We start from the raw sequence: 18,926 nt of genomic DNA on the forward strand, positions 1-18,926 counted from the left end.
GTTGAGGCGTTCAAGTCATATTTTACGCAGGGAGGTGTTTCCTATTTGCATAATTAGCACCGAGCTTTAGAAAAGTTCACTATTCTTTAGTTTTGGGAAGAATTTTTCTTTTGCCCCTTATACCAGAAAGCGAGTCGATCGGGCGACACTCCGAGGAAATAACCGATGATTACTATTTGATTGATGGCGGTGGTTTTGACGACCCCAAGCTGATGCCAGCGCCGGGCGGAGGTCAGCACTGGCTGGGGTACTATTTCGATGCGGCCTTGTTTTTTCAACCGGCGCACGAATTCAAAGTCTTCCATGAGGGGCAAGTCGGGAAAACCGCCGATTTTTTCAAAGGTAGCTGAAGAGAGGAAAATGGCTTGATCGCCGTAGGGCATTTGCAGAAAGTTCGATCGCCAGTTTACCCCTGTTTCTACCAGTCGGAGGCTGAGACTGCGGGCGTCAATCTTGAGTTCAAAGGCCCCCGCTACCGTACACGGGTTAGCTAGTGCCCGACGCGCGCCAGAGTCGTACCCGCGAGGCAAAAGAGTGTCTGCGTGGAGGAACAGCAATATATCTCCTGTAGCGACAGTGGCACCTGCATTCATTTGGGCTGCGCGGCCTGGGGCGGTGGAGATAACTCGGACGCCCAAAGATTTTGCTATATCTGGTGTACCGTCGCGGCTGCCGCCGTCGGCGACAATTATTTCGACATTTTTTGCCTCAAGGGCGGTGGAGATGACTGGGGCAATTGTAGGTGCTTCGTTTAAGACTGGAATGATAATGGAAATTTTGAGATTGGGATTTTCTGGCGGCATACAGAATTAAGCACCCCGAGAGAGAGGGCGGGTTTTGTACAAAGCTTATCTGCGATCGGCCAATTTCTTGCGCCGAGCCCGCTCTTAGATTCAGCATTAACTGGGAGGGCGGGTTTGGTACAATGCTCATCTTTTATTTGCTAATTTCTGGCCCTTTCGGGTGCCTACATTGGGCATTTATCTGAGAGGACGGATTTGGTACAAATCTTATCTGTTATTATTGCTATTTTTTGGCTTTTTCTCGCGCTCGGGAGTATTCTCCCAAGCGCTGTCTAACCACTACTGATATTCAGCATTTGGTTAGACAAATACACTTACTATATTATGACTTTATGGTTTCACAATCAAGTATTTTTTTATAATTAGTTATGATAATTTCTAATGATTTACCGAGTTTAAATATAGCTTAGTTATTTCAATATATTAATATCTAAACCGAGGAGATCTTCTGGTCGATCGATATCTGCAAGAGAGAGAAGATAAGCAATATTCAGGTCGAGGTTTTGGGCGATCGCCAGCGTACTAGCAAATACTTCACTGGTTCCCCAGTTAATGCCGTCGAACAATTCCGGTATCGATCGCCGCAGCCCGATCAGATAATAACCTCCGTCTTTTGCCGGGCCCAAAACTAAATCGTGCTGGCTCAGTTCCTCAAAAGCTTGTGCCATGATTTCTGCTTTCAGATCGGGACAATCAGTGCCGATAATTGCAGCTTTGTCAACCCCTGAATCAAAAGACTTTTGAAACGCTGCTGTCATTTTTGCACCCAAATCGCCGTCTATTTGATTTTGATAAATCAGATCGGTTCCCAACCAGTCTTGCATCTGTTGTGGGCTGCCACCTGTGTGGTGAATTTCTACCGATAATCGGCGGGATTTTTGGATAGAGAGAGCGCAGGCGATCGTCCGTTGGGTCATCAAGCGGTGAAGGTTGGCAGCGCCTGCTTTTCCCAGTACCGGAATTAGTCGAGTTTTGGTTGTTCCCGGTTCGGGATAGCGAGTGAAAACAATCAGTTTTTCGGGCATCATTTATCGTTCCTGAGTTTTAAAGAAATGAACCCCAAAGGCGCAGAAGCGCAGAGGCGCAGAGGAAAAGAAGAGAAAGAGTTCACAACTGATTCACGGATTGCCGATCGATGTTGGTGGGTTAGGCAATGACTTAATTTAATCGCCGCGCCCAACCCAGCCTACAAGAGATTCACTTAAAAATATCCGGCTGTTAGCTCATTTCTAGCATCCGCTGAATGGGTTGCAAGGCTGCTAGTTGAATATCTTGGGGCATGGTAATTTCGGGGGTTTGATTTTTCATAGCTAGATACAATTTTTCCAAGGTATTTAATCTCATATGCGGGCATTCGTTGCAAGCACAACTATTATTGTTGGGAGGAGCCGGGATGAAGCGTTTTTGCGGAGCTTGCTTTTGCATTTGGTGAATGATTCCAGGTTCAGTCGCGACAATAAAAGCTTGGCTGGAACTAGCTTGAGAGTATTTGAGCAAAGCAGTGGTGGAGCCGATGTAATTGGCGTGGCGCAGCACGGGAGGTTCGCATTCTGGGTGGGCGATTATTTCGGCTTCGGGATTTTCGATTTTGAGCTGAACTATCTTTTTTTCTGAGAAGTTTTCGTGGACGATGCAAGCTCCTTGCCAGAGTTCCATGTGTCTACCGCTTTGTTCCATAACGTAGCGGCCGAGATTGCGATCTGGCCCAAAAATTATCGGCTGATTTTCGGGAATTTGGTTGACAATTTTAACAGCGTTAGAACTGGTGCAAATTATATCGCTCATTGCCTTAATTGCTGCGGTACAATTAATGTAAGAAATTACCAAATGTCCTGGTCGAGCGGCTTTGAAAGCTGCAAAGGCTTCGGGAGGGCAACTGTCGGCGAGGGAACACCCAGCATTTAAGTCTGGCAACAATACTAATTTGTCGGGATTGAGAATTTTTGCGGTTTCGGCCATGAAATGAACTCCGGCAAAAACTATGATATCGGCGCTGGTGTTGGCGGCTTTGCGGGCAAGTTCTAGGGAGTCGCCAATGAAGTCTGCTATGTCTTGAATCTCGGAGTCTTGGTAATAGTGGGCGAGAATGACGGCGTTTAACTCTTGTTTGAGGGCGTTAATTGCTGCAAACAAGTCGTGGGGCAGTCGGGTTTGAGTCAAGTTCGGAGCAGGTGCGGTGGTAAACACAGTTAGAATATTCCGGTGAAGGTGGCGAAGAGAGCTAAAGTGTATTTTGAATTATAGTTGAATTCACCAAAAAGTGCTGGCTGTTCAGTGGAGCCAATCTAAAATCTAAAATCTAAAATTGCCTGGGGGAGAGTGCAAAAATTGGTCGCTGTTTCTTATGCTGAGTAAGAAGGGGCTAGGGATCGATCGCACATAACAAATCAAATGAATAAAGCTAAATCTATCAAAATTGCGGTGGTGGGGGACGTTCACGATCGCTGGGAACCTGAAGACGGCGAGGCGCTGAAGCATCTGGGCGTTGATTTGGTGCTGTTTGTGGGGGATTTTGGGAATGAGTCGGTGGATGTGGTGCGGGCGATCGCATCTTTGGACATTCCCAAAGCAGCGGTGTTTGGAAATCATGACGCTTGGTACACGGCGACAGAGTGGGGCCGCAGTCAGTGCCCTTACGATCGCACTCAAGAAAATTGGGTGAAACAGCAGTTAGATTTAATGGGGGAAGCTCACGTCGGTTACTCTAAGCGTGATTTTCCAGAATTGGGCGTAACTGTGGTGGGAAGCCGCCCGTTTACTTGGGGGGGTTCGGAGTGGAAGTACGCGGATTTTTACAGCGAGTGGTTTGGGGTGGAGAGTTTTGAAGAGTCGGCGCGACTCATTGCAGCGGCTGCTGCGGAGGCGGACTGCGAAAATGTGATTTTTTTGGGTCACACTGGCCCGACGGGCTTGGGAGAGGCTCCAGAAGACCCCTGCGGGCGAGATTGGAAGCCGCTGGGAGGGGATTGGGGCGACCCTGATTTTGCGGAGGCGATCGATCGAACTCGGAGTTCTGGAAAGCACGTACCTCTGGTAACTTTTGGTCATATGCACCACAAACTGCGGCACACGAAGCACGAGTTGCGGAAGTCGCTGGAGGTGAGTGCGGAGGGTACGGTGTATTTGAATGCGGCCAGCGTACCGCGAATTGTGGAGAGAGAGTGCTCGAAACTGCGGAATTTCTCGATCGTCCTGCTGGAAAATGGAGCAGTGTCGGAAGTGTCTCTGATTTGGGTGGGCGACGATTTCGCTGTGGAAAGAGAACAAATTCTTTATCGGCGCGCTGAATCTGCGGCTATTTGTAGTTAGAGACAATTGCTGGTATGATAAAATTTATGCGCCGGGAGAGGTGGCAGAGTGGTCGAATGCGCCTGACTTGAAATCAGGTGAACCGCAAGGTTCCGTGGGTTCAAATCCCACCCTCTCCGTTGAATTCAACTGTTTGCGGGTCGAGGGTTTCAGGCTTGCTACTCTCTTAGATATTCCGTTTTCTGCTCATCCTTCGCTCACCTTAGCGATATTCAAATCCCACCCTCTCCGTTGTAGAGAACTAGCAAAAGAACAGGCAAAAAAACACCCCGCCGGGGTGCTGTTGCTTACCAGGTAATTTTTATCGCCAACTGACTTAACTAAACCCTTCCTCATCCGCTGGGTCGCCGTAGGGGTCTTCGCTAGCCGGGCTGACATCGCCGAACATTCCGGCATCCGCTGCGTAGTCGGCGGGGTCGCCGTAGGGGTCTTCACTGGCGGGGCTGACGTTGCCGAACTGTCCGGCATCTGCGTAGTCTGCCGGATCTCCGTAGGGGTCTTCGCTGGCCGGACTCACGTTGCCGAACTGTCCAGCATCTGCGTAGTCTGCCGGGTCGCCGTAGGGGTCTTCGCTGGCAGGGCTGACGTTGCCGTACTCTCCGGGATTTGAGGGATCTTCGTAATTGGCGTCAGGATCGACTTGCTCGCTGTCTGGCCCGACGATCGCATCTTTTATTTTTCGCAAAAACCCGTCTACCATGATTAATTTCCTCTTTTTTATGTGATCGAAAGCGGGTGTTTTAGATTCGGAATTCCAGATTTAATTAAAAATCACCGAACCGGCCATCTAAAATCTCAAATGGTTAGGCTACTGTGCCGGAACAGCAGTTTGAGCTTCCGGCAAGCTAGTGAGGTCTTTACCTGTAGTTTGGTTGTTGTACCCCTGGAAGTCCCGGTAAGCCGCTGCTTCCGACTCCGGAACTTTAATTCCTTCTGGCGGGGGCGTTACCCAGACCGCGCGATTCTGGGCATCGCGGTAGTAAACGCGACCGTTTTTGGAAAGGTAATGTTTTCCCTGCGGCCCCTTTTCTTGTTTATTTTTGTACTGATTGTAGATGTAGTAAAGGGCGGCTGCTCCTGCTAAAGTAATCCCTACTTTTTGAGCAGTGTTGAGTCCTTTTTTAGCTTGTGGCGTAGGAGTGGAGCCGGGATTAGGTTGCACTCCTCCAGCGCGAGTGTTATCAACAGGAGGCGGAGGAGCGGAACTTTGCTCACTAGAACCGCAAGCACTCAAAAACGGAAAGGTCAGCAGCGTTGTCAGCAGCAGAGCCATGAAGCGCGATCTTCTGGGTTCGGGTTTAATTGTGTTCATTGCCGCTCCGAATTGTCGGGATTAATTATAGGTAGAGTGTGTTCTGGCGAGGTTGATGAACCTGAGCTGCTGCCAACAGTTTTTAGAGTAAATTAATTTCTCAAAGCAATTGTGACAAAAAAAGTAGTTGCTGAGAACTTAACAGCGCAGCTACAGTATGGGGTTGCTATATTAATTATCCTCAAGTCTCTAGAAAATTTCCTCTTTCCAGGGATATAAATAAAATTTCTTTTATTTCAGTCCGCAGGTATATGCCAATGCGCGCCTTCGGGTAATAATAAATTCCGTTTGTGAACTGCTCAAAGCAAAGTGAAGCAGACGGACGGGACGAGTCCGAAGCTCAAAGCAGCACTGGCGAGGGAAATGAGGCGGGATGTATAAGTCTGGCGGTGTTTAATTGCGCCGGACTGCTTGTCAGAGATGCCTGCAATTTTGTTGTGGGAATTCTGGAGAGGTCGATCGCCCTACTGTAGCAATATATTAACCGCAAAAGAAAGCTACGAAAGCTTTTCAGAAGTTTTATGAAGTTTAAAAATTTACTTACTGCTACTTTGTCGATCGCAGTTATATTTACTGCGGTCAAATATATACAAGCTTCAACTCAACAAAACCAAGTCAAGCAATTACTGGAGACCAAGCAATGTCCACAATGCAATTTCAGCAATGCCAACTTGAAGGGACTTGACTTACAAGGATTTAACTTGCAGGGCGCGAACCTCGAAGGTGCTAATTTGTCAGGAACAAAATTAGCCAATGCCAACCTAAAAAATGCTAACTTAAATAAAGCCAACCTGACCGGAGCTGATTTGGGCTGTGCCGGCATCACTTTCAATCTTGAGGCTAATGAAAAAGAAGCAAATGTGGATTTTAATGTCACCGCTGTTCCACAAAAGAATAACCCAGAAAATGCAGTAGTTGGTTTCAATATGAAAGCAACGGATCGAGGAGCGACAATGCGTTTCAACCTCATGGGATGCGCTGACTTTTCAAATGCTATCTTGCAAGAAACTAAAATGCCCGATGGCAAAATTCATCCTTAATTGCAGCAAATACAGCAATCTGCTGTGTCATCATTTGTCAACTTCTTTTAATTCTTTCCGCTCTCTCTTTCTCTTTCTCTTTCTCTGTGTCCTCTGTGGCCTCTGCGGTTCATAAAAAAAACCGCCGCCTGACTGACAGGGGGCGGTTTTTTTAAGCAACTAACAATCGCCTAAAATTAGTGAGCAGAACCGTTACCGTGATACTTGTCAGTATCGTAGAATCCGTTTTTTGTGCCGAAGAACAGACAGCAGACGGTGAAAACTGCTGTCAAGACTGCTAAAACTAACTTAACGTCCATAATTTACCTGCTGTTGTTGAGTGAGTGCAAATACTCAGATTGTAGAATCTTTTTGGCTGGCGCGGCCATCTACCAGCGTAGCGCCAGATTTGCTGGGCTGTAGTCTGGTGCGACAGTTTCCCGACGGCGAGACGATTCGGGGAATAATTGTCGAAACCGAAGCTTACGGCCCGGGAGACCCCGCTTGTCACGCTTATCGGCAGCGCACTCCTCGCAGTGAGGTGATGTTCGGGCCTGCGGGGATGAGCTACATTTACTTAATTTACGGGATGTATCACTGTTTTAACGCGGTGACGGATGCAGAGGGAGTTGCTAGTGGTGTGCTGATTCGAGCTTTGCAGCTAGATGCGGTTCCCAAAGAATTTGCTGGAATCCCCGAGAAGAAGCGATCGCGCCTTGCCTCTGGGCCTGGCAAACTGTGTAAGGTACTTGAGATCGATCGAACTTTCACCGCATTGCCTTTGGGTGCAGACCAACCGCTCAGGTTGGAACACCGGAGTGCCCAATTTCAGCAAGCGATCGAGTCAGGTACGATTAATATTGTGCAAACTACGCGGATCGGAATTTCGCAAGGGATGGATTTGCCTTGGCGTTGGTATATTGGGAACTGTGCGGCTGTATCTACATTCAAGTAATGTCAAAGATGTCAGTGTAAATTTTGTCACTTATCTCAATCAAATTATGGCTTACTCTTCTGAAAACCCGATCGTACAACTCAAAAAATGCCTAACCCTGGTTCAGGATGTTAGCACTCACACCGAAGCCAACCGGGCCTTCGAGCAATTGTGCGGGATTATCGATGCTGAAAATCCGATGGCGGCGCAACTTTTGGAGATGTTGTGGGAAGAGGCAATTATGGCGAGGCGATCGGCTTTATTTTGGCAACAAATGAGCGATGTTGAGAAAGATATGGCTAATAGAATGATGGAAAATATGACGCAAATGCGGCAAAACTATTTGCGGCTGATGCAGGAAATGTAGACAGTAATTGGTAAGTCCGTGTTTGTAGTGAGGACTTTTGTCCTCTCTTTATCAATAAAGTTTTCTAGATGTAGGGTGCTCCGCGCTGATATTTGAGGAGGCTCAAACAGTTTGTTTCCGGGGCACCCTACAATAAATTCTGCTACTTCATTAAAGCAGCGCCGCGGTTGTAAATTTCGCGCGCGTAATCAGTCCAAGTTCCCTGTCCCCAATAGCGGAAACAGCTTGTTTGTAGCAGCAAGTTGTAAAGCAAAGCTTGTTGGTATTCAAACTGCTTGGTAACGGCGGCATCTTGCTGCACCAGCGGGTCGTATTTTCTGTGAAATGCAGCGCTGAGTAGATTCATCGGTTCCAAGACATTTTCGTAGCCTTTCACCCAACTCAAATCGTTAGTCCAAGAAGCACCATCCATGTGAAAATTATGGTCGGTTTGCTTGAGTTGCGCGATCGCACTTTCCACTTTTTCCGGTGTCGCGCTATCTGGATCGACTAACTGCCAGATTTTGTGCTGGTTAATCCCTTGACAAATCGGATAATCATCAGGATTAACCCCCGCCGCTTCAATTATCTCCAAATATTCAGTGCCGTTTAAGCCGACAACACCGGATTTTCCGCCGCCTTGTTCGCGGTTTTCGTGCCAAGCTTTGACAAAAGCGCTGGGAAATTCATTCATCATCACGCCGCCATTTTCCCCGTCGGCAATCTGAGTAACTAAAGAAGGAATTGTGACATTGCCAATTTGCTGTTTATTGCGTCCTTTTGCTTCGTAATACGGCTGCATTTGACCGACCAATTTCGTATCCGAACCTTGGGTTTTAATCAAAGCAGTAATACTGATTGTTTCGCCGCGAGAATTGCGGGCAACTAAACGGTTGGGAATATATTTTTGGTCTTGCGACAATCCCGAACCGTCGGGATTTTCTACAGAATGTTCTTGCACCATCAGCCAGCGATAGCCGCATTCTTTCAAAGCTTTGATGTATTCGTAAAGTGTATCTGGGTGATTGGGAAAGTGCATTTCTGGGGGCGAAAAACCTTTAACGCGCTTGAGGGCATCTATGCCAAAAATGGCTGCAAAATGATGTTGCCATGCTTGAATTTGGAGTTTGATGTCGGGAATGGGAGTTGAGGGAATGACGGCGTGACTCCACATTGTCCCCAGCCATTCTACGTGAGGTTGATATTGAGGATCGCAGGTAATCCGCTTGAGATTATCAAAGATATCGTCGCGTCCCATTTGGCGCAATCCCCACAATAAATTGCCGGAATAGTCGAGCATAATTCGCGGGTTGCAGCCTTCGGCAATCAGTTGGGGAATGAATTCTCCCATGCGGGAATAGCACCAAGCAAAGACTCCGGCGTTGTGATTGTCTCCTTGGTTTGGATGTTCAAACATCTGCTGGAGATTGGAGATTAGTTCGCCGTTTGCACCGGCAGGAATTGTGGGTTGGTGCATGTGGAGGGCGCAGGCAAATCCGGCTTGAATGTTTTCTAGGCGCAGATTCGTGGTAGGTAGAAAGACTGGTTCGTTGCTGTTGGCTGCGGCACTGATTTCTGCTTCGGAACCGCAAATATTGGGCAATCCTGAGTTGATTTCTTGTAAAATGGGTAAATTGGGAGATTGTGCGATCGCAGGCATAAATTTTTCTCAACAATTGTGGAGCGGCACTGTCTGCTATTGCTAAAATAGCTGTAAAATTTAATAGTAGCAGAATATGCCTGCAAATGTTTAACATATTTCATGTAAAGAGGCGAGGAAAATTATGAAATACGAAATCAAGGTTTTGGAACCGACTGATTTGTGGTACATCCAAAATAACATCAATCCTGAAACCAATAAGTTTTACCATCCCACTAAGAATATTCCGTTTGTTCAGCAAGTAGAAATTAACTTGAACAATTCGGGAGCGATAATTCAAAAAGGTGCGCTGCATTGGTGTATGGGGAAATTGACTTCCGGTGTTTATAAAACGGATAACCGTTTGAAAGATATGTGGGTATCTTTGACAACGGAAATGGACTATAACGCTCCCGTATATCAAGGGACTGGTACGGTGAAACTGGAACCGAGACAAAAAGGGCATTTCCTGCATTATACGCCGATCGAGCTTTTGGATGCGGAGCAGTGGGAGTTTGATGACGGTATATTTCAGTTTTGTTCGGACAATGTAGTTATCGGTGCTAAAAAACTGAAATTCCGACAAGTGGCTGCTTCTAATGACGGTAGGTGGAGAATTGCTGTTACAGCTTTGCGCGAGCAAAAAGCTACTGTTGTAGCAGCTACAAGTTCACCGGCTAAGGTTGTCGAACTCAAACAAGGTGAAACTTTGATAGCTGATTGCGATTTGGTTAAAGGATTTACCAAGGGGATTGAAGAAGATTATCGAAAATTAGGTCATTTTGGCAAAGGCGGCGGGGAGGGTTATGTTTGGTTTTATCAGGGTAAAGGTAAATTATTAGTGTGTGAAAATGATGGGATGGGTTTGGGTTGAGTTGTTGACAGCGACACGAGATGCGATCGATCGAAACGAATGGATTTGACAAATTAGTTTGATTGTTGCAAAACCTGGACAAACAGGCGCTCGAATACACTTTGGTACATCAGGACACGGCACTGCCGTGTCCGTAACTGTATTTTAAGCAACAGTCCGATCGCCCGAATCGGCCTCAACTTCAGCTAGCTGGGCGTATTTCCCTGTATTCCCAATGGCCTACTTGCTTATTTGCCGAGAACTCATATACTTTGTCAAGTTAAGAAAATATTTTTTTGATTTATCCAGGAGCGAGAAAAAAAAATGTACATTGTACAAATTGCCTCGGAGTGCGCCCCCGTCATCAAAGCAGGGGGTTTGGGCGACGTAGTTTACGGTTTGAGTCGGGAGTTGCAGAATTCCGGCCACTGCGTCGAGATTATTTTACCCAAGTACGACTGCATGAGGTACGACCACATTTGGGGACTTCACGAGGCCTATCGGGATCTCGCGGTGCCCTGGTACGGCGGCGAAATCCTCTGTGATGTCTTGTGCGGCTGGGTGCACGGGCAGTTGTGTTTTTTCATCGAACCTCGCTCTCAAGATAACTTTTTTAATCGCGGCTGTTATTACGGTTGCAATGACGACAATATGCGGTTTGCTTTTTTCAGCAAAGCCGCTTTGGAATTTTTGCTCAGAAGCAACAAGCGTCCCGATGTGATTCACTGTCACGATTGGCAAACTGGTTTGGTTCCAGTCATGCTGTTTGAAATTTACAAATACAATTGGATGGAATATCAGCGAGTCTGCTATACCATTCACAATTTCAAACATCAAGGTATGGGAGGTGGCGATATTTTGCAAGCAACGGGTTTGCACAGACCGGATTATTATTTTGAGTACGATCGCCTCCGAGATAACTTTAACCCTTTTGCCATTAACTTTATGAAAGGCGGCATTGTTTACTCGAACTTTGTTACCACGGTTTCGCCGCACCACGCTTGGGAAGCTCACCTCGGCGAGTTTGGCTACGGTTTGGGCCACACTTTGCATTTGTATCAAGATAAGTTTCGCGGGGTGCTTAACGGCATTGATTACGATGTGTGGAATCCCGAGAGCGATCGCTATATTCCGGCTCATTACACTCAGGAGGATTTGGCAGGAAAAGCGAAAACTAAAAAAGCTTTGCGCGATCGGCTGTTCCTGCGCGATGCTGACAAGCCTATTATTACCTTTATCGGTCGTTTGGACGACCAAAAAGGCGTTCATCTCGTCCACCATGCAATTTATTACTCTCTGAGTAAGGGAGCGCAATTCGTGCTTTTGGGTTCCGCGACGGAAGCGGGAATTAACGCTCATTTCCAGCACGAAAAATACTTTTTAAATGATAATCCAGACTGCCATTTAGAACTAGGTTTTAATGAGGAACTGTCGCACTTAATTTATGCGGGCGGGGATATGATTGTGGTTCCCAGTAATTATGAACCCTGCGGCCTGACTCAGATGATCGGGTTGAGGTACGGTACTGTTCCTGTGGTGCGGGGAGTTGGCGGTTTGCTGAATACTGTGTTCGATCGAGATTACGACACCCGCCACTTGCCGGAAGAGCGCAACGGTTACGTATTTTACCAAACCGACTACTCGGCTTTAGAGTCGGCGCTCGATCGGGCGATCGGATTGTGGTATGACTATCACGATGAATTTGAAAAACTCATGCTTCAAGGCATGAATTGCGATAATTCGTGGAAATATCCAGCTAAAGACTATGTGGAAATTTACGAGCTAATTCGACACAAATAATCAGTAGGGGCGGGTATTCCCAGAGATATTTTCTCTACCTTTAGGAATAGATAAACCCGCCCTTATCTAACCCGACAGAGATAAGGTTTTGAGTAAAAGTGGGGGGGTGGAAAGTACGAATGCAGATTGTAGGGTTTCCTTGCCTGTCGTTGTGAATGGCGATCGCCGAAGATAAGGGTATACAAATTAAACGGTTGGTTTTCACCCGCCCTTACAAAAAATGAACTCACAACTAGAACAACAAGTAACGATTCTACAAGACGAAACAGCAGCAGCCGGAAATTCAGCCAACCCAACAGTTGAAACTCCTTTATTCGCTTCAGAATTTGCAACAGAAGAAAAAGTCAGAGTGGAAGAATTTAAGATTAGCGGCGACAGTTTAATTGCTAAATTCAAAGAATTAATTGAGCAAGGAAAACTCCGCCGCCTCGTCATCAAAAACTCCCAAGGGCGGATTTTGGCAGACATTCCGCTGATGGCTGGATTGGTGGGCGGCGTTGCAGGATCGGTAGTCTTTCCAATTGCTGCTGTACTTGCTACAGTTGGGGCAGTTGTGGCTCATTTGACTGTAGCCATCGAGCGCAAAGAATAGTCTTAAGTTAATTGTTAATTCAGCGCTTGCGCAAGCCACACCAAAAACCCCGTTTCTGTGTTAATTGTTCGTATCAATCGACGATTTTTACCAGAAAGCGGGTTTTTTGCATGAGTTCTATAATTCCGGTACATTCGCCGCAGTTTGGTCTAAATAATTGTAAACAATCCGCGAAATCCGGCGCACAAAATCTCTCACAATCGGGTCATTGTAAGGACGTTTGACAAATATTGCGGCCAAATAACGCTTGCCGTTGGGCATATCAATAATTCCCGCATCGCCAACCACAAAGCCGATATCTCCGGTTTTGTCAGCAATAACTGCTCCCGCGCCTAAACCCGAAGGTAACAGCGTTCTAGTTGTGGTGCGCCGCAGTAATTCTAAAGCTTGTTCCCGACTCGATTCAGAAACTAATTTATCGCGAGACAGCATCGCCAGCAACTTTACCATATCCACAGAACTGGTTGTATTTGTTCCTTGAAAATCTCCCAACCAATTGCGAATTCTGGTATCAGTTAATCCCCAACTGCGAAAACGCTCGTTGAGTTTAGCAATTCCCCCCAAACGTTCAATAATCATGTTGGTGGCTGTATTGTCGCTGATGGTAATCATTTTATCTACGGTTTCTCTGATGCTAAACCGAGTGCCATCTGGTTCATCTTGCATAGTTCCAGAACCGCTGGCAACTAAGTCTGACTTCATAACTAATGTTTCGTCCAGGCTAACTTTGCCCGCGTCTACATCTTGATAAAAAGCAATTAGAATTGGCAATTTGATTGTACTCGCCGCCGGAAATACTCGATCGCCCTTGATGTCTAAATAGTCTCCTGTATCTAAATCCAGAAAAAACATTCCGGCGCTGAGGGATCTATACTGTTCGATCGCACTTTCAATCTGAGGCTTAATTGCGCTCATTTCTGAACCTGTTCGCATCGCCAAATCAGCAGCATAGTTTCGGGGATTTGCTGAAGAAACTGTTGGTATAACTTGACCGGGTTTTTGTTCGATCTGGGTAATAGCTGTAGGTATAACAGACTCGTTGCCCGCTATTTGCTCTGGATTGGGCAACTGAAACGACCAGCGAGTGGCAGATTCTCTAATGACTCGGACTTTTTGCGGGTCTAACTTATAACCGGGAGTCAATTGTATCACTAACCTGGTGGTTTCGGTGTCAAATTGCCCGACTCTAATTTGTTGAATAGCTGAGTTGTAGCTTTGAGGAGTTTCGGGATATTCCAAGACTATTCCCGGTAAATCAATTACTAAACGGGTGGGGTTTGCAATGAGTTTAACTTCCGGCTGAACTCCTGAATCTGTTGTTAAATTGAGTTGATTTTGGCTGGCATCGAAGTGCCAAGATGTTAGTGTATCAGCTTTTGCAGGCAGGGCGATCGAGAAAACACTAAGGGCGGCCGGCAACAGCCATCGCAGTTTTGGAGTCATGTTTGAAGAGAAAGAGTTTAACGGCGGCAACGAGAAAGCGGCGGTAACAGTGTTCTCAACCGCTTTCGAGGCGAACCACATAGCATCATACAGTCAACTTTGGCTCGCAGCCGTAATTTTTATTATTTTCTTTGAGAATATTTGGTTTTCGGGGCTTATATCAAATCCGGTGCTATTACCCATCTTTTGGTCGGCTGGGAGTGAACGCAAGCTTACAGCGGTTCCCGCTGTATTTTTTTGACCAAAAACTTGATAAGCCAAATAAAAATACAGTAAAAAAACACGGGTATCCATATCAAATTCCAGTATTCAAAATCTTCATAATTAAGCTGTTGCCCACGTAATTTCGTAGTCAAAAGGTCAGTTAAAATAATATTAATTTCAATGATTAGAGTCGCCATAAAAACTCCACAAATTGTAGAGCGCCAAACTAGCACTATCGGTAAAACAAGCATAAATATTAACGAAGACGAATCAATAAGGTAGGCAATTACCGACATAGTTTTATCGATTAAGAAATTCATAATTTACCTCCGGCACTTGTTCAAGTTCATGAATATTTTATCCTGTTGTTTGTTCTAAGATTGAACGCATCTAAAACCTAAACCAGAGCTAATAATTTGATGGATAAGCTGTTCTCCATCTAAATTGCATTTTTTGTGCGGGCGAGACGCCCACCCCACAAGAACTTTATCAAATTTTGACTGTGTAGTTTAAATGCAGAACAGCTTACCCCAGTTTTTTTAGGTCGTTGATTATTTTAGTTTTACAGCGGTTCCCGCTGTATTTTTTATCGGAGAGCGAGCCAATATGCTTTCCGACGCTTTGAATACAAAATGATATTTGATTGTTATTTATTGTACCACATTACAGCGGTTGCCACTGTATGTAGGAGCAAATTTTATTAGCCCTTGGTTCGTGTAAATCAAATAAATTCAAGTTGAGCGCTCGCCTTATTTCTTGAATTTTCTATGGCATCGATCGCCGCTTTGAGAAAAACTTTTCCTTTCTTGACAAATCGGCGATCGCTCAAAGGATCGTAAGCTTCCCAATTACCGCTAACTTCGCGGTCGTGCCACAGAAACCAGCCACGGTAGATTTCTCCGCTATCAATATCATCGCACAGAACCAGCCAATCATCTCCCGTGAGAGCGCTGGCATTTAATGCTACCAATTCAACCCACGCAAGTGCAATGCAGGCATCGATCGCCTCAGCATCAACGGAGTCAGATGTTGTAGCGGTAGGTTGCGGCGAACAAAGTGTAGACTTCATAATTTCTCCTTAATTAAATCAATGAATTTCCCTATTTATGGAACTGCCCCGGTACGGGAATTGAAAAAACTTGGTTTTGATGAATTTCTGATTGGTCAAATTTACCAGCCGCTGATGCTTCTGTTAAATTATTAAGTGTATTAATTGTGAAAATGGCGCCGGTTCCTAAAGCGGCCATTGCCAGTCTGTGTAAGATTTTGCTCATTTTGCTGCTCCTTTTCTGCTGGGTGTATCTACTCTAAAAAGTTAAGCGGTCATTAGCGGCGGAGATTGGGGAGTTAAGAAAAAATTTTTATACTCAAATATATTCAACTGTTGAAGCCGTTATCAGGACAGAGTTTGAGGAGTCGATCGCCCCAAAAACTTCTCCAAGTAAAATGCCTTAAATTCCGGCTAGCTGACTATCTTCCTTAAAATCGCCTAAAATAGGAACTTAAGGCGTTAAACTTCCTAGATTCGTTCCCCTTTCAGTGCAAGCGAAGTGCTCAAGTCAAAACGCGATCGCGGTCGCATTCTCACTGCCTCTGGCTTAAAGAAACTTAACGAGGCGCTCCAAGAATGGTCTGACCGAAATAACATTAGAGGTACTCTGACTGAAATCGAGGCTGAATCTGGCGTCGGTGCCGATACAGTCAGCAAAATCAAGCAGGGTAGAGAAGGTGCGGATCTCAGCAAACTTCGGCAGTTGTTCGCGGCCTTTGAGCTGACTCTGGCGGCTGGCGACCACCGATCGGCTAAACTAGACGATGCCGAAGATTTAGACAAACCGGACAATTTGCCCGCTGCGGGGGAAACAGCCACCAGCAGCAGAATTGTTAAAGTATTTGTCAGTTATCGCAGCGCAGAACCCGATCGCGAGTTGGGAAAACAGTTGGAAACGGCCTTAAGTGCGATCGGTCACACAGTTTTCACAGCAGAAAATAACATTAGATTGGGAGATAATTGGTTCGATCGCATTAATTTCTTCCTCCAAGAATGCGATTATTTGCTCCTACTATTGCCGCCAACGGTCAGCCAAAGCGAACTGCTAACATATCAAGTTCAGCAAGCAAAAGAACTGCAAGATGCTCGCGCTGACAGAAGACCAATAATTCTCCCTATCCGCGTCGGCTTTCCGCTGAACGCGCCTCTAAATCACGATTTGCGCGGCTATCTGTACCGCATCAAACAGAGGGAATGGAAAACCACCGCCGACACTCCCATTCTGATCGAAGAAGTTCTGAACTTGCTAGCAGAAGAACCCGCACCAGTTACCGAAGAAACGGAAAATTTAACACAAAAACAGCTATTAGAAATTAGCAGCGACGAAACACCTCTACCCGCCGCCGAACCCGAATTACCCGGAGGACAAGTCGATGTCGCTTCTCAATTTTATGTAGAACGCCCGCCCATCGAAGAACGCTGCTATCAAACTATTGTGCAGCCCAGCGCGTTAATTAGAATTAAAGCACCGAGACAAATGGGCAAAACTTCCTTGATGGCAAAAATTTTGCATCACGGAACCCGTCAAGGCTATTGCACTGTGCCGCTAACTTTTCAGTTAGTAGATAAAGCCGTATTCGCGGACTTAGATAAATTTTTAAAATGGTTTTGCGCTTATGTCGGGCGCGAGTTGCACTTGCCAAATCAATTAGATGATTATTGGGACGATATTTTTGGCAGCAAAGTCAACTGCAAAGATTACTTTGAAAAATACATTTTGCCGCAAATCGACAGCCCTTTAATTTTAGGATTAGACGAGATCGATCGCGTTTTTCAATATCCCGACATTGCCGAAGACTTTTTAGGACTGCTGCGGGCGTGGCACGAAGAATCGAAGCGGCGCGACATCTGGAAAAAACTGCGATTAATTGTAGTTCACTCAACCGAAGTTTATATCCCGATGAACATCAATCAATCACCTTTCAACGTCGGACTTCCCGTAGATTTGCCGGAATTCAACCATCAGCAAATCCAAGATTTAGCAGCGCGCCACAACTTGAATTGGTCGGATGCCGAAGTTGAGAAATTAATGGCAATTGTCGGCGGACATCCGTATTTAGTGCGAGTTGCATTATATCACATTTCGCGATCGGATTTGACACTCGATGAATTAAAAGAAACTGCGATCGCAGATGCGGGAATTTACAGCGACCATTTGCGCCGGCAGTTGTGGAATTTGGAAGAATATCCAGAGTTGGCGCAGGGGATGAGAGAGATTGCAGCGGCGGATTCTCCGGTGCCATTAAAGGCGATGCAGGCGTTTAAGTTGGACAGTTTGGGGTTGGTGAAATTGCAGGGGAACGAGTGCGTGCCGAGGTGCGAACTGTACCGACAATATTTTAAAACGAATTTGGGAGTTAATTAATGGGAGATTTTAGCTCGTTAATGACGTACAATCAGCAGTAGGGGGAAAGAGGCTCACAAATATCGCAAAAGAGCGATCGCCCCGGCTTTCCCCTGTGCAGTATCCACGTAAAATAGGGTCGATGACTGAAGAAACCGTCACTCTGAGAAAGTCTCTTGACTTAGATAAATTAATTCCACTTCTGCCTGTAGCAGAAGATATTAACTACTGGCGCAATCTCAACCCCAATTTAACTATTTCCGATCGACCTTTTCAAGGCTTTTCAGAATTTTCGGGAAGCCAAAAAGCAGAAATTGACGAGTACAGGCTGCAACTGCGAGAAGAAGGCTATTTCCAAACACCTAGCGTAATACCTGCTGCTACTATTCACCAGATGCGCGACTGTATAGAAAATGTCCGAAAAGCAGGGTTTCCGACAATGTTTGCCCTCGTCTACGATGTTTTCTATCAAGCATTTGGTTACTTTAACTCAACCTTGACAGGAATTTTGGGAAACGGCTACAAGCTAGTTCCAAATTTTTGGGTTTATTACATAGAAACTTCCGACAGCGGCAAAGGATTTGAGCCTCACCGCGACGCCGAGTACGAAAATACTATAGACTCCAACGGTATGCCGACGGTGCTTACTATCTGGGTGACAATTACTGAGGCCAATCCCCTCAATTCATGTATGTACATGATTCCGGCAAACCGCGATCCAGAGTATGCTGAAGCTATCAAAAATCTCAAGACAAAAGCTACTAAATTTGCCTTGGAAGATATCCGGGCTTTACCGACACAAGCTGGTACTTTATCGTGCTGGGATCAATACGTTTTTCACTGGGGAAGCCGCAGCAGCAGTCGGGCTAAATCGCCTCGAATTAGCTATGCTGTATATTGTCAGCGAGGGGATATTCCACCAGTTGATGATGCGATCGTCGATATCCCATCTGTGCTTGATTTTCCAACGCGGTTATCTTTGATTTGCAGAGGTTTGTATCGCTATTCTTACGCCAGTTTACAGCCATCCCCACAGGCGGAAGCACTGTTAGATTTCTTGAATAAGCATAGGGAAGCTCTGAAAAAAAGTTAATATAATTTTCCCAAAAAGCCAGTCATCTCAATTCCGGTTGCATCGGAATGATTTAACCGCTATTGACGCAGAGTACGCAGAGTCTCCAGAAGAGAGAGATGGGAATAACTAACCTGGATTTGGTATAATTTCTGTAAGTAATAATCAGGTGAACGGTTGCCGTGAACGATATTTTTTTGATAAC

The 18,926-nt window shown here is 45.8% G+C and carries 21 protein-coding genes and 1 tRNA gene; 11 read left to right on the forward strand and 11 right to left on the reverse strand.

Annotation, left to right across the window (positions count from 1 at the left end; translation table 11 throughout):
- Window positions 1–86: 86 nt before the first annotated feature.
- The 3 genes from QUA02_RS10785 to nadA all read right to left on the reverse strand — a co-directional run bounded on the left by QUA02_RS10785 (window position 87) and on the right by nadA (window position 2,990).
- A complete protein-coding gene (locus QUA02_RS10785) occupies window positions 87–803 on the reverse strand; it encodes a TIGR04283 family arsenosugar biosynthesis glycosyltransferase (protein WP_333027388.1) in 717 nt (238 codons plus the stop codon).
- 410 nt (window positions 804–1,213) lie between these two features.
- Window positions 1,214–1,831, reverse strand: a complete 618-nt coding sequence (locus tag QUA02_RS10790) for a TIGR04282 family arsenosugar biosynthesis glycosyltransferase (protein ID WP_333027391.1) — start codon at window positions 1,829–1,831, stop codon at window positions 1,214–1,216.
- A gap of 190 nt (window positions 1,832–2,021) precedes the next feature.
- Window positions 2,022–2,990: a quinolinate synthase NadA gene (gene nadA, locus QUA02_RS10795; protein WP_333027393.1), complete on the reverse strand. Its 969-nt coding sequence runs from the start codon at window positions 2,988–2,990 to the stop codon at window positions 2,022–2,024.
- A gap of 204 nt (window positions 2,991–3,194) precedes the next feature.
- Here nadA and QUA02_RS10800 point away from each other — a divergent pair, with 204 nt between their 5' ends.
- Window positions 3,195–4,112, forward strand: a complete 918-nt coding sequence (locus QUA02_RS10800; protein WP_333027396.1) for a TIGR04168 family protein — start codon at window positions 3,195–3,197, stop codon at window positions 4,110–4,112.
- Window positions 4,113–4,146: 34 nt separating this feature from the next.
- Window positions 4,147–4,231 (forward strand) — tRNA-Ser (locus QUA02_RS10805).
- 197 nt (window positions 4,232–4,428) lie between these two features.
- On the opposite strand, the gene QUA02_RS10810 is transcribed toward QUA02_RS10805, so the two are convergent.
- Together QUA02_RS10810 and QUA02_RS10815 are read right to left on the reverse strand one after the other, a co-directional pair.
- The gene (locus QUA02_RS10810; RefSeq protein ID WP_333027398.1) at window positions 4,429–4,812 is read right to left on the reverse strand and encodes a translation initiation factor; all 384 of its coding nucleotides are present in this window, start codon (window positions 4,810–4,812) and stop codon (window positions 4,429–4,431) included.
- 108 nt (window positions 4,813–4,920) lie between these two features.
- Complete coding sequence (locus QUA02_RS10815; protein WP_333027400.1) at window positions 4,921–5,424, reverse strand: hypothetical protein; 504 nt, start codon at window positions 5,422–5,424, stop codon at window positions 4,921–4,923.
- Between the two features lie 290 nt (window positions 5,425–5,714).
- Between QUA02_RS10815 and QUA02_RS10820 the strand changes: the two genes are divergently transcribed.
- Both QUA02_RS10820 and QUA02_RS10825 read left to right on the forward strand, forming a co-directional pair.
- Window positions 5,715–5,897 carry a hypothetical protein gene (locus QUA02_RS10820; RefSeq protein ID WP_333027401.1) on the forward strand — a complete coding sequence of 61 codons (183 nt, stop codon included), beginning with the start codon at window positions 5,715–5,717 and terminating at the stop codon, window positions 5,895–5,897.
- 48 nt (window positions 5,898–5,945) lie between these two features.
- A complete protein-coding gene (locus QUA02_RS10825; protein WP_333027402.1) occupies window positions 5,946–6,464 on the forward strand; it encodes a pentapeptide repeat-containing protein in 519 nt (172 codons plus the stop codon).
- A gap of 176 nt (window positions 6,465–6,640) precedes the next feature.
- On the opposite strand, the gene QUA02_RS10830 is transcribed toward QUA02_RS10825, so the two are convergent.
- A complete protein-coding gene (locus QUA02_RS10830; protein ID WP_006633228.1) occupies window positions 6,641–6,763 on the reverse strand; it encodes a DUF8629 family protein in 123 nt (40 codons plus the stop codon).
- A gap of 20 nt (window positions 6,764–6,783) precedes the next feature.
- On the opposite strand from QUA02_RS10830, the gene QUA02_RS10835 reads away from it, so the two are divergent.
- Window positions 6,784–7,398, forward strand: a complete 615-nt coding sequence (locus QUA02_RS10835) for a DNA-3-methyladenine glycosylase (RefSeq protein ID WP_333027403.1) — start codon at window positions 6,784–6,786, stop codon at window positions 7,396–7,398.
- Between the two features lie 46 nt (window positions 7,399–7,444).
- Complete coding sequence (locus QUA02_RS10840; RefSeq protein WP_333027404.1) at window positions 7,445–7,744, forward strand: hypothetical protein; 300 nt, start codon at window positions 7,445–7,447, stop codon at window positions 7,742–7,744.
- A 142-nt stretch (window positions 7,745–7,886) separates the two neighbouring features.
- Here QUA02_RS10840 and QUA02_RS10845 read toward each other — a convergent pair whose 3' ends face one another.
- Window positions 7,887–9,383, reverse strand: coding sequence for a polysaccharide deacetylase family protein (locus QUA02_RS10845; RefSeq protein WP_333027406.1), 1,497 nt, complete (start codon window positions 9,381–9,383; stop codon window positions 7,887–7,889).
- Between the two features lie 124 nt (window positions 9,384–9,507).
- Here QUA02_RS10845 and QUA02_RS10850 point away from each other — a divergent pair, with 124 nt between their 5' ends.
- From QUA02_RS10850 to QUA02_RS10860, 3 genes are all read left to right on the forward strand, one after another.
- Window positions 9,508–10,236: an AIM24 family protein gene (locus QUA02_RS10850; protein WP_333027408.1), complete on the forward strand. Its 729-nt coding sequence runs from the start codon at window positions 9,508–9,510 to the stop codon at window positions 10,234–10,236.
- A gap of 303 nt (window positions 10,237–10,539) precedes the next feature.
- Entirely contained in the window at window positions 10,540–12,015 is a 1,476-nt protein-coding gene (glgA, locus tag QUA02_RS10855) for a glycogen synthase GlgA (protein ID WP_333027410.1), read from the forward strand.
- 220 nt (window positions 12,016–12,235) lie between these two features.
- The gene (locus tag QUA02_RS10860; RefSeq protein ID WP_333027413.1) at window positions 12,236–12,607 is read left to right on the forward strand and encodes a DUF4342 domain-containing protein; all 372 of its coding nucleotides are present in this window, start codon (window positions 12,236–12,238) and stop codon (window positions 12,605–12,607) included.
- A gap of 117 nt (window positions 12,608–12,724) precedes the next feature.
- On the opposite strand, the gene QUA02_RS10865 is transcribed toward QUA02_RS10860, so the two are convergent.
- The 4 genes from QUA02_RS10865 to QUA02_RS10880 form a co-directional block, all read right to left on the reverse strand.
- A complete protein-coding gene (locus QUA02_RS10865) occupies window positions 12,725–14,050 on the reverse strand; it encodes a serine hydrolase (protein WP_333027414.1) in 1,326 nt (441 codons plus the stop codon).
- Window positions 14,051–14,262: 212 nt separating this feature from the next.
- Window positions 14,263–14,574 (reverse strand): hypothetical protein, encoded by a 312-nt coding sequence (locus QUA02_RS10870; protein WP_333027416.1) that lies wholly within the window; start codon window positions 14,572–14,574, stop codon window positions 14,263–14,265.
- Between the two features lie 401 nt (window positions 14,575–14,975).
- Window positions 14,976–15,323 (reverse strand): hypothetical protein, encoded by a 348-nt coding sequence (locus tag QUA02_RS10875; protein WP_333027419.1) that lies wholly within the window; start codon window positions 15,321–15,323, stop codon window positions 14,976–14,978.
- A gap of 31 nt (window positions 15,324–15,354) precedes the next feature.
- A complete protein-coding gene (locus QUA02_RS10880; protein WP_333027420.1) occupies window positions 15,355–15,528 on the reverse strand; it encodes a hypothetical protein in 174 nt (57 codons plus the stop codon).
- A gap of 276 nt (window positions 15,529–15,804) precedes the next feature.
- Here QUA02_RS10880 and QUA02_RS10885 point away from each other — a divergent pair, with 276 nt between their 5' ends.
- Both QUA02_RS10885 and QUA02_RS10890 read left to right on the forward strand, forming a co-directional pair.
- Window positions 15,805–17,670 carry an AAA-like domain-containing protein gene (locus QUA02_RS10885; protein WP_333027423.1) on the forward strand — a complete coding sequence of 622 codons (1,866 nt, stop codon included), beginning with the start codon at window positions 15,805–15,807 and terminating at the stop codon, window positions 17,668–17,670.
- Window positions 17,671–17,791: 121 nt separating this feature from the next.
- Window positions 17,792–18,742: a phytanoyl-CoA dioxygenase family protein gene (locus tag QUA02_RS10890; protein ID WP_333027425.1), complete on the forward strand. Its 951-nt coding sequence runs from the start codon at window positions 17,792–17,794 to the stop codon at window positions 18,740–18,742.
- Window positions 18,743–18,926 lie beyond the last annotated feature (184 nt).

Origin of the sequence: Microcoleus pseudofavosus SVA1_A4 (genome assembly GCF_036700565.1) — a bacterium.
GTDB lineage: Bacteria > Cyanobacteriota > Cyanobacteriia > Cyanobacteriales > Microcoleaceae > Microcoleus.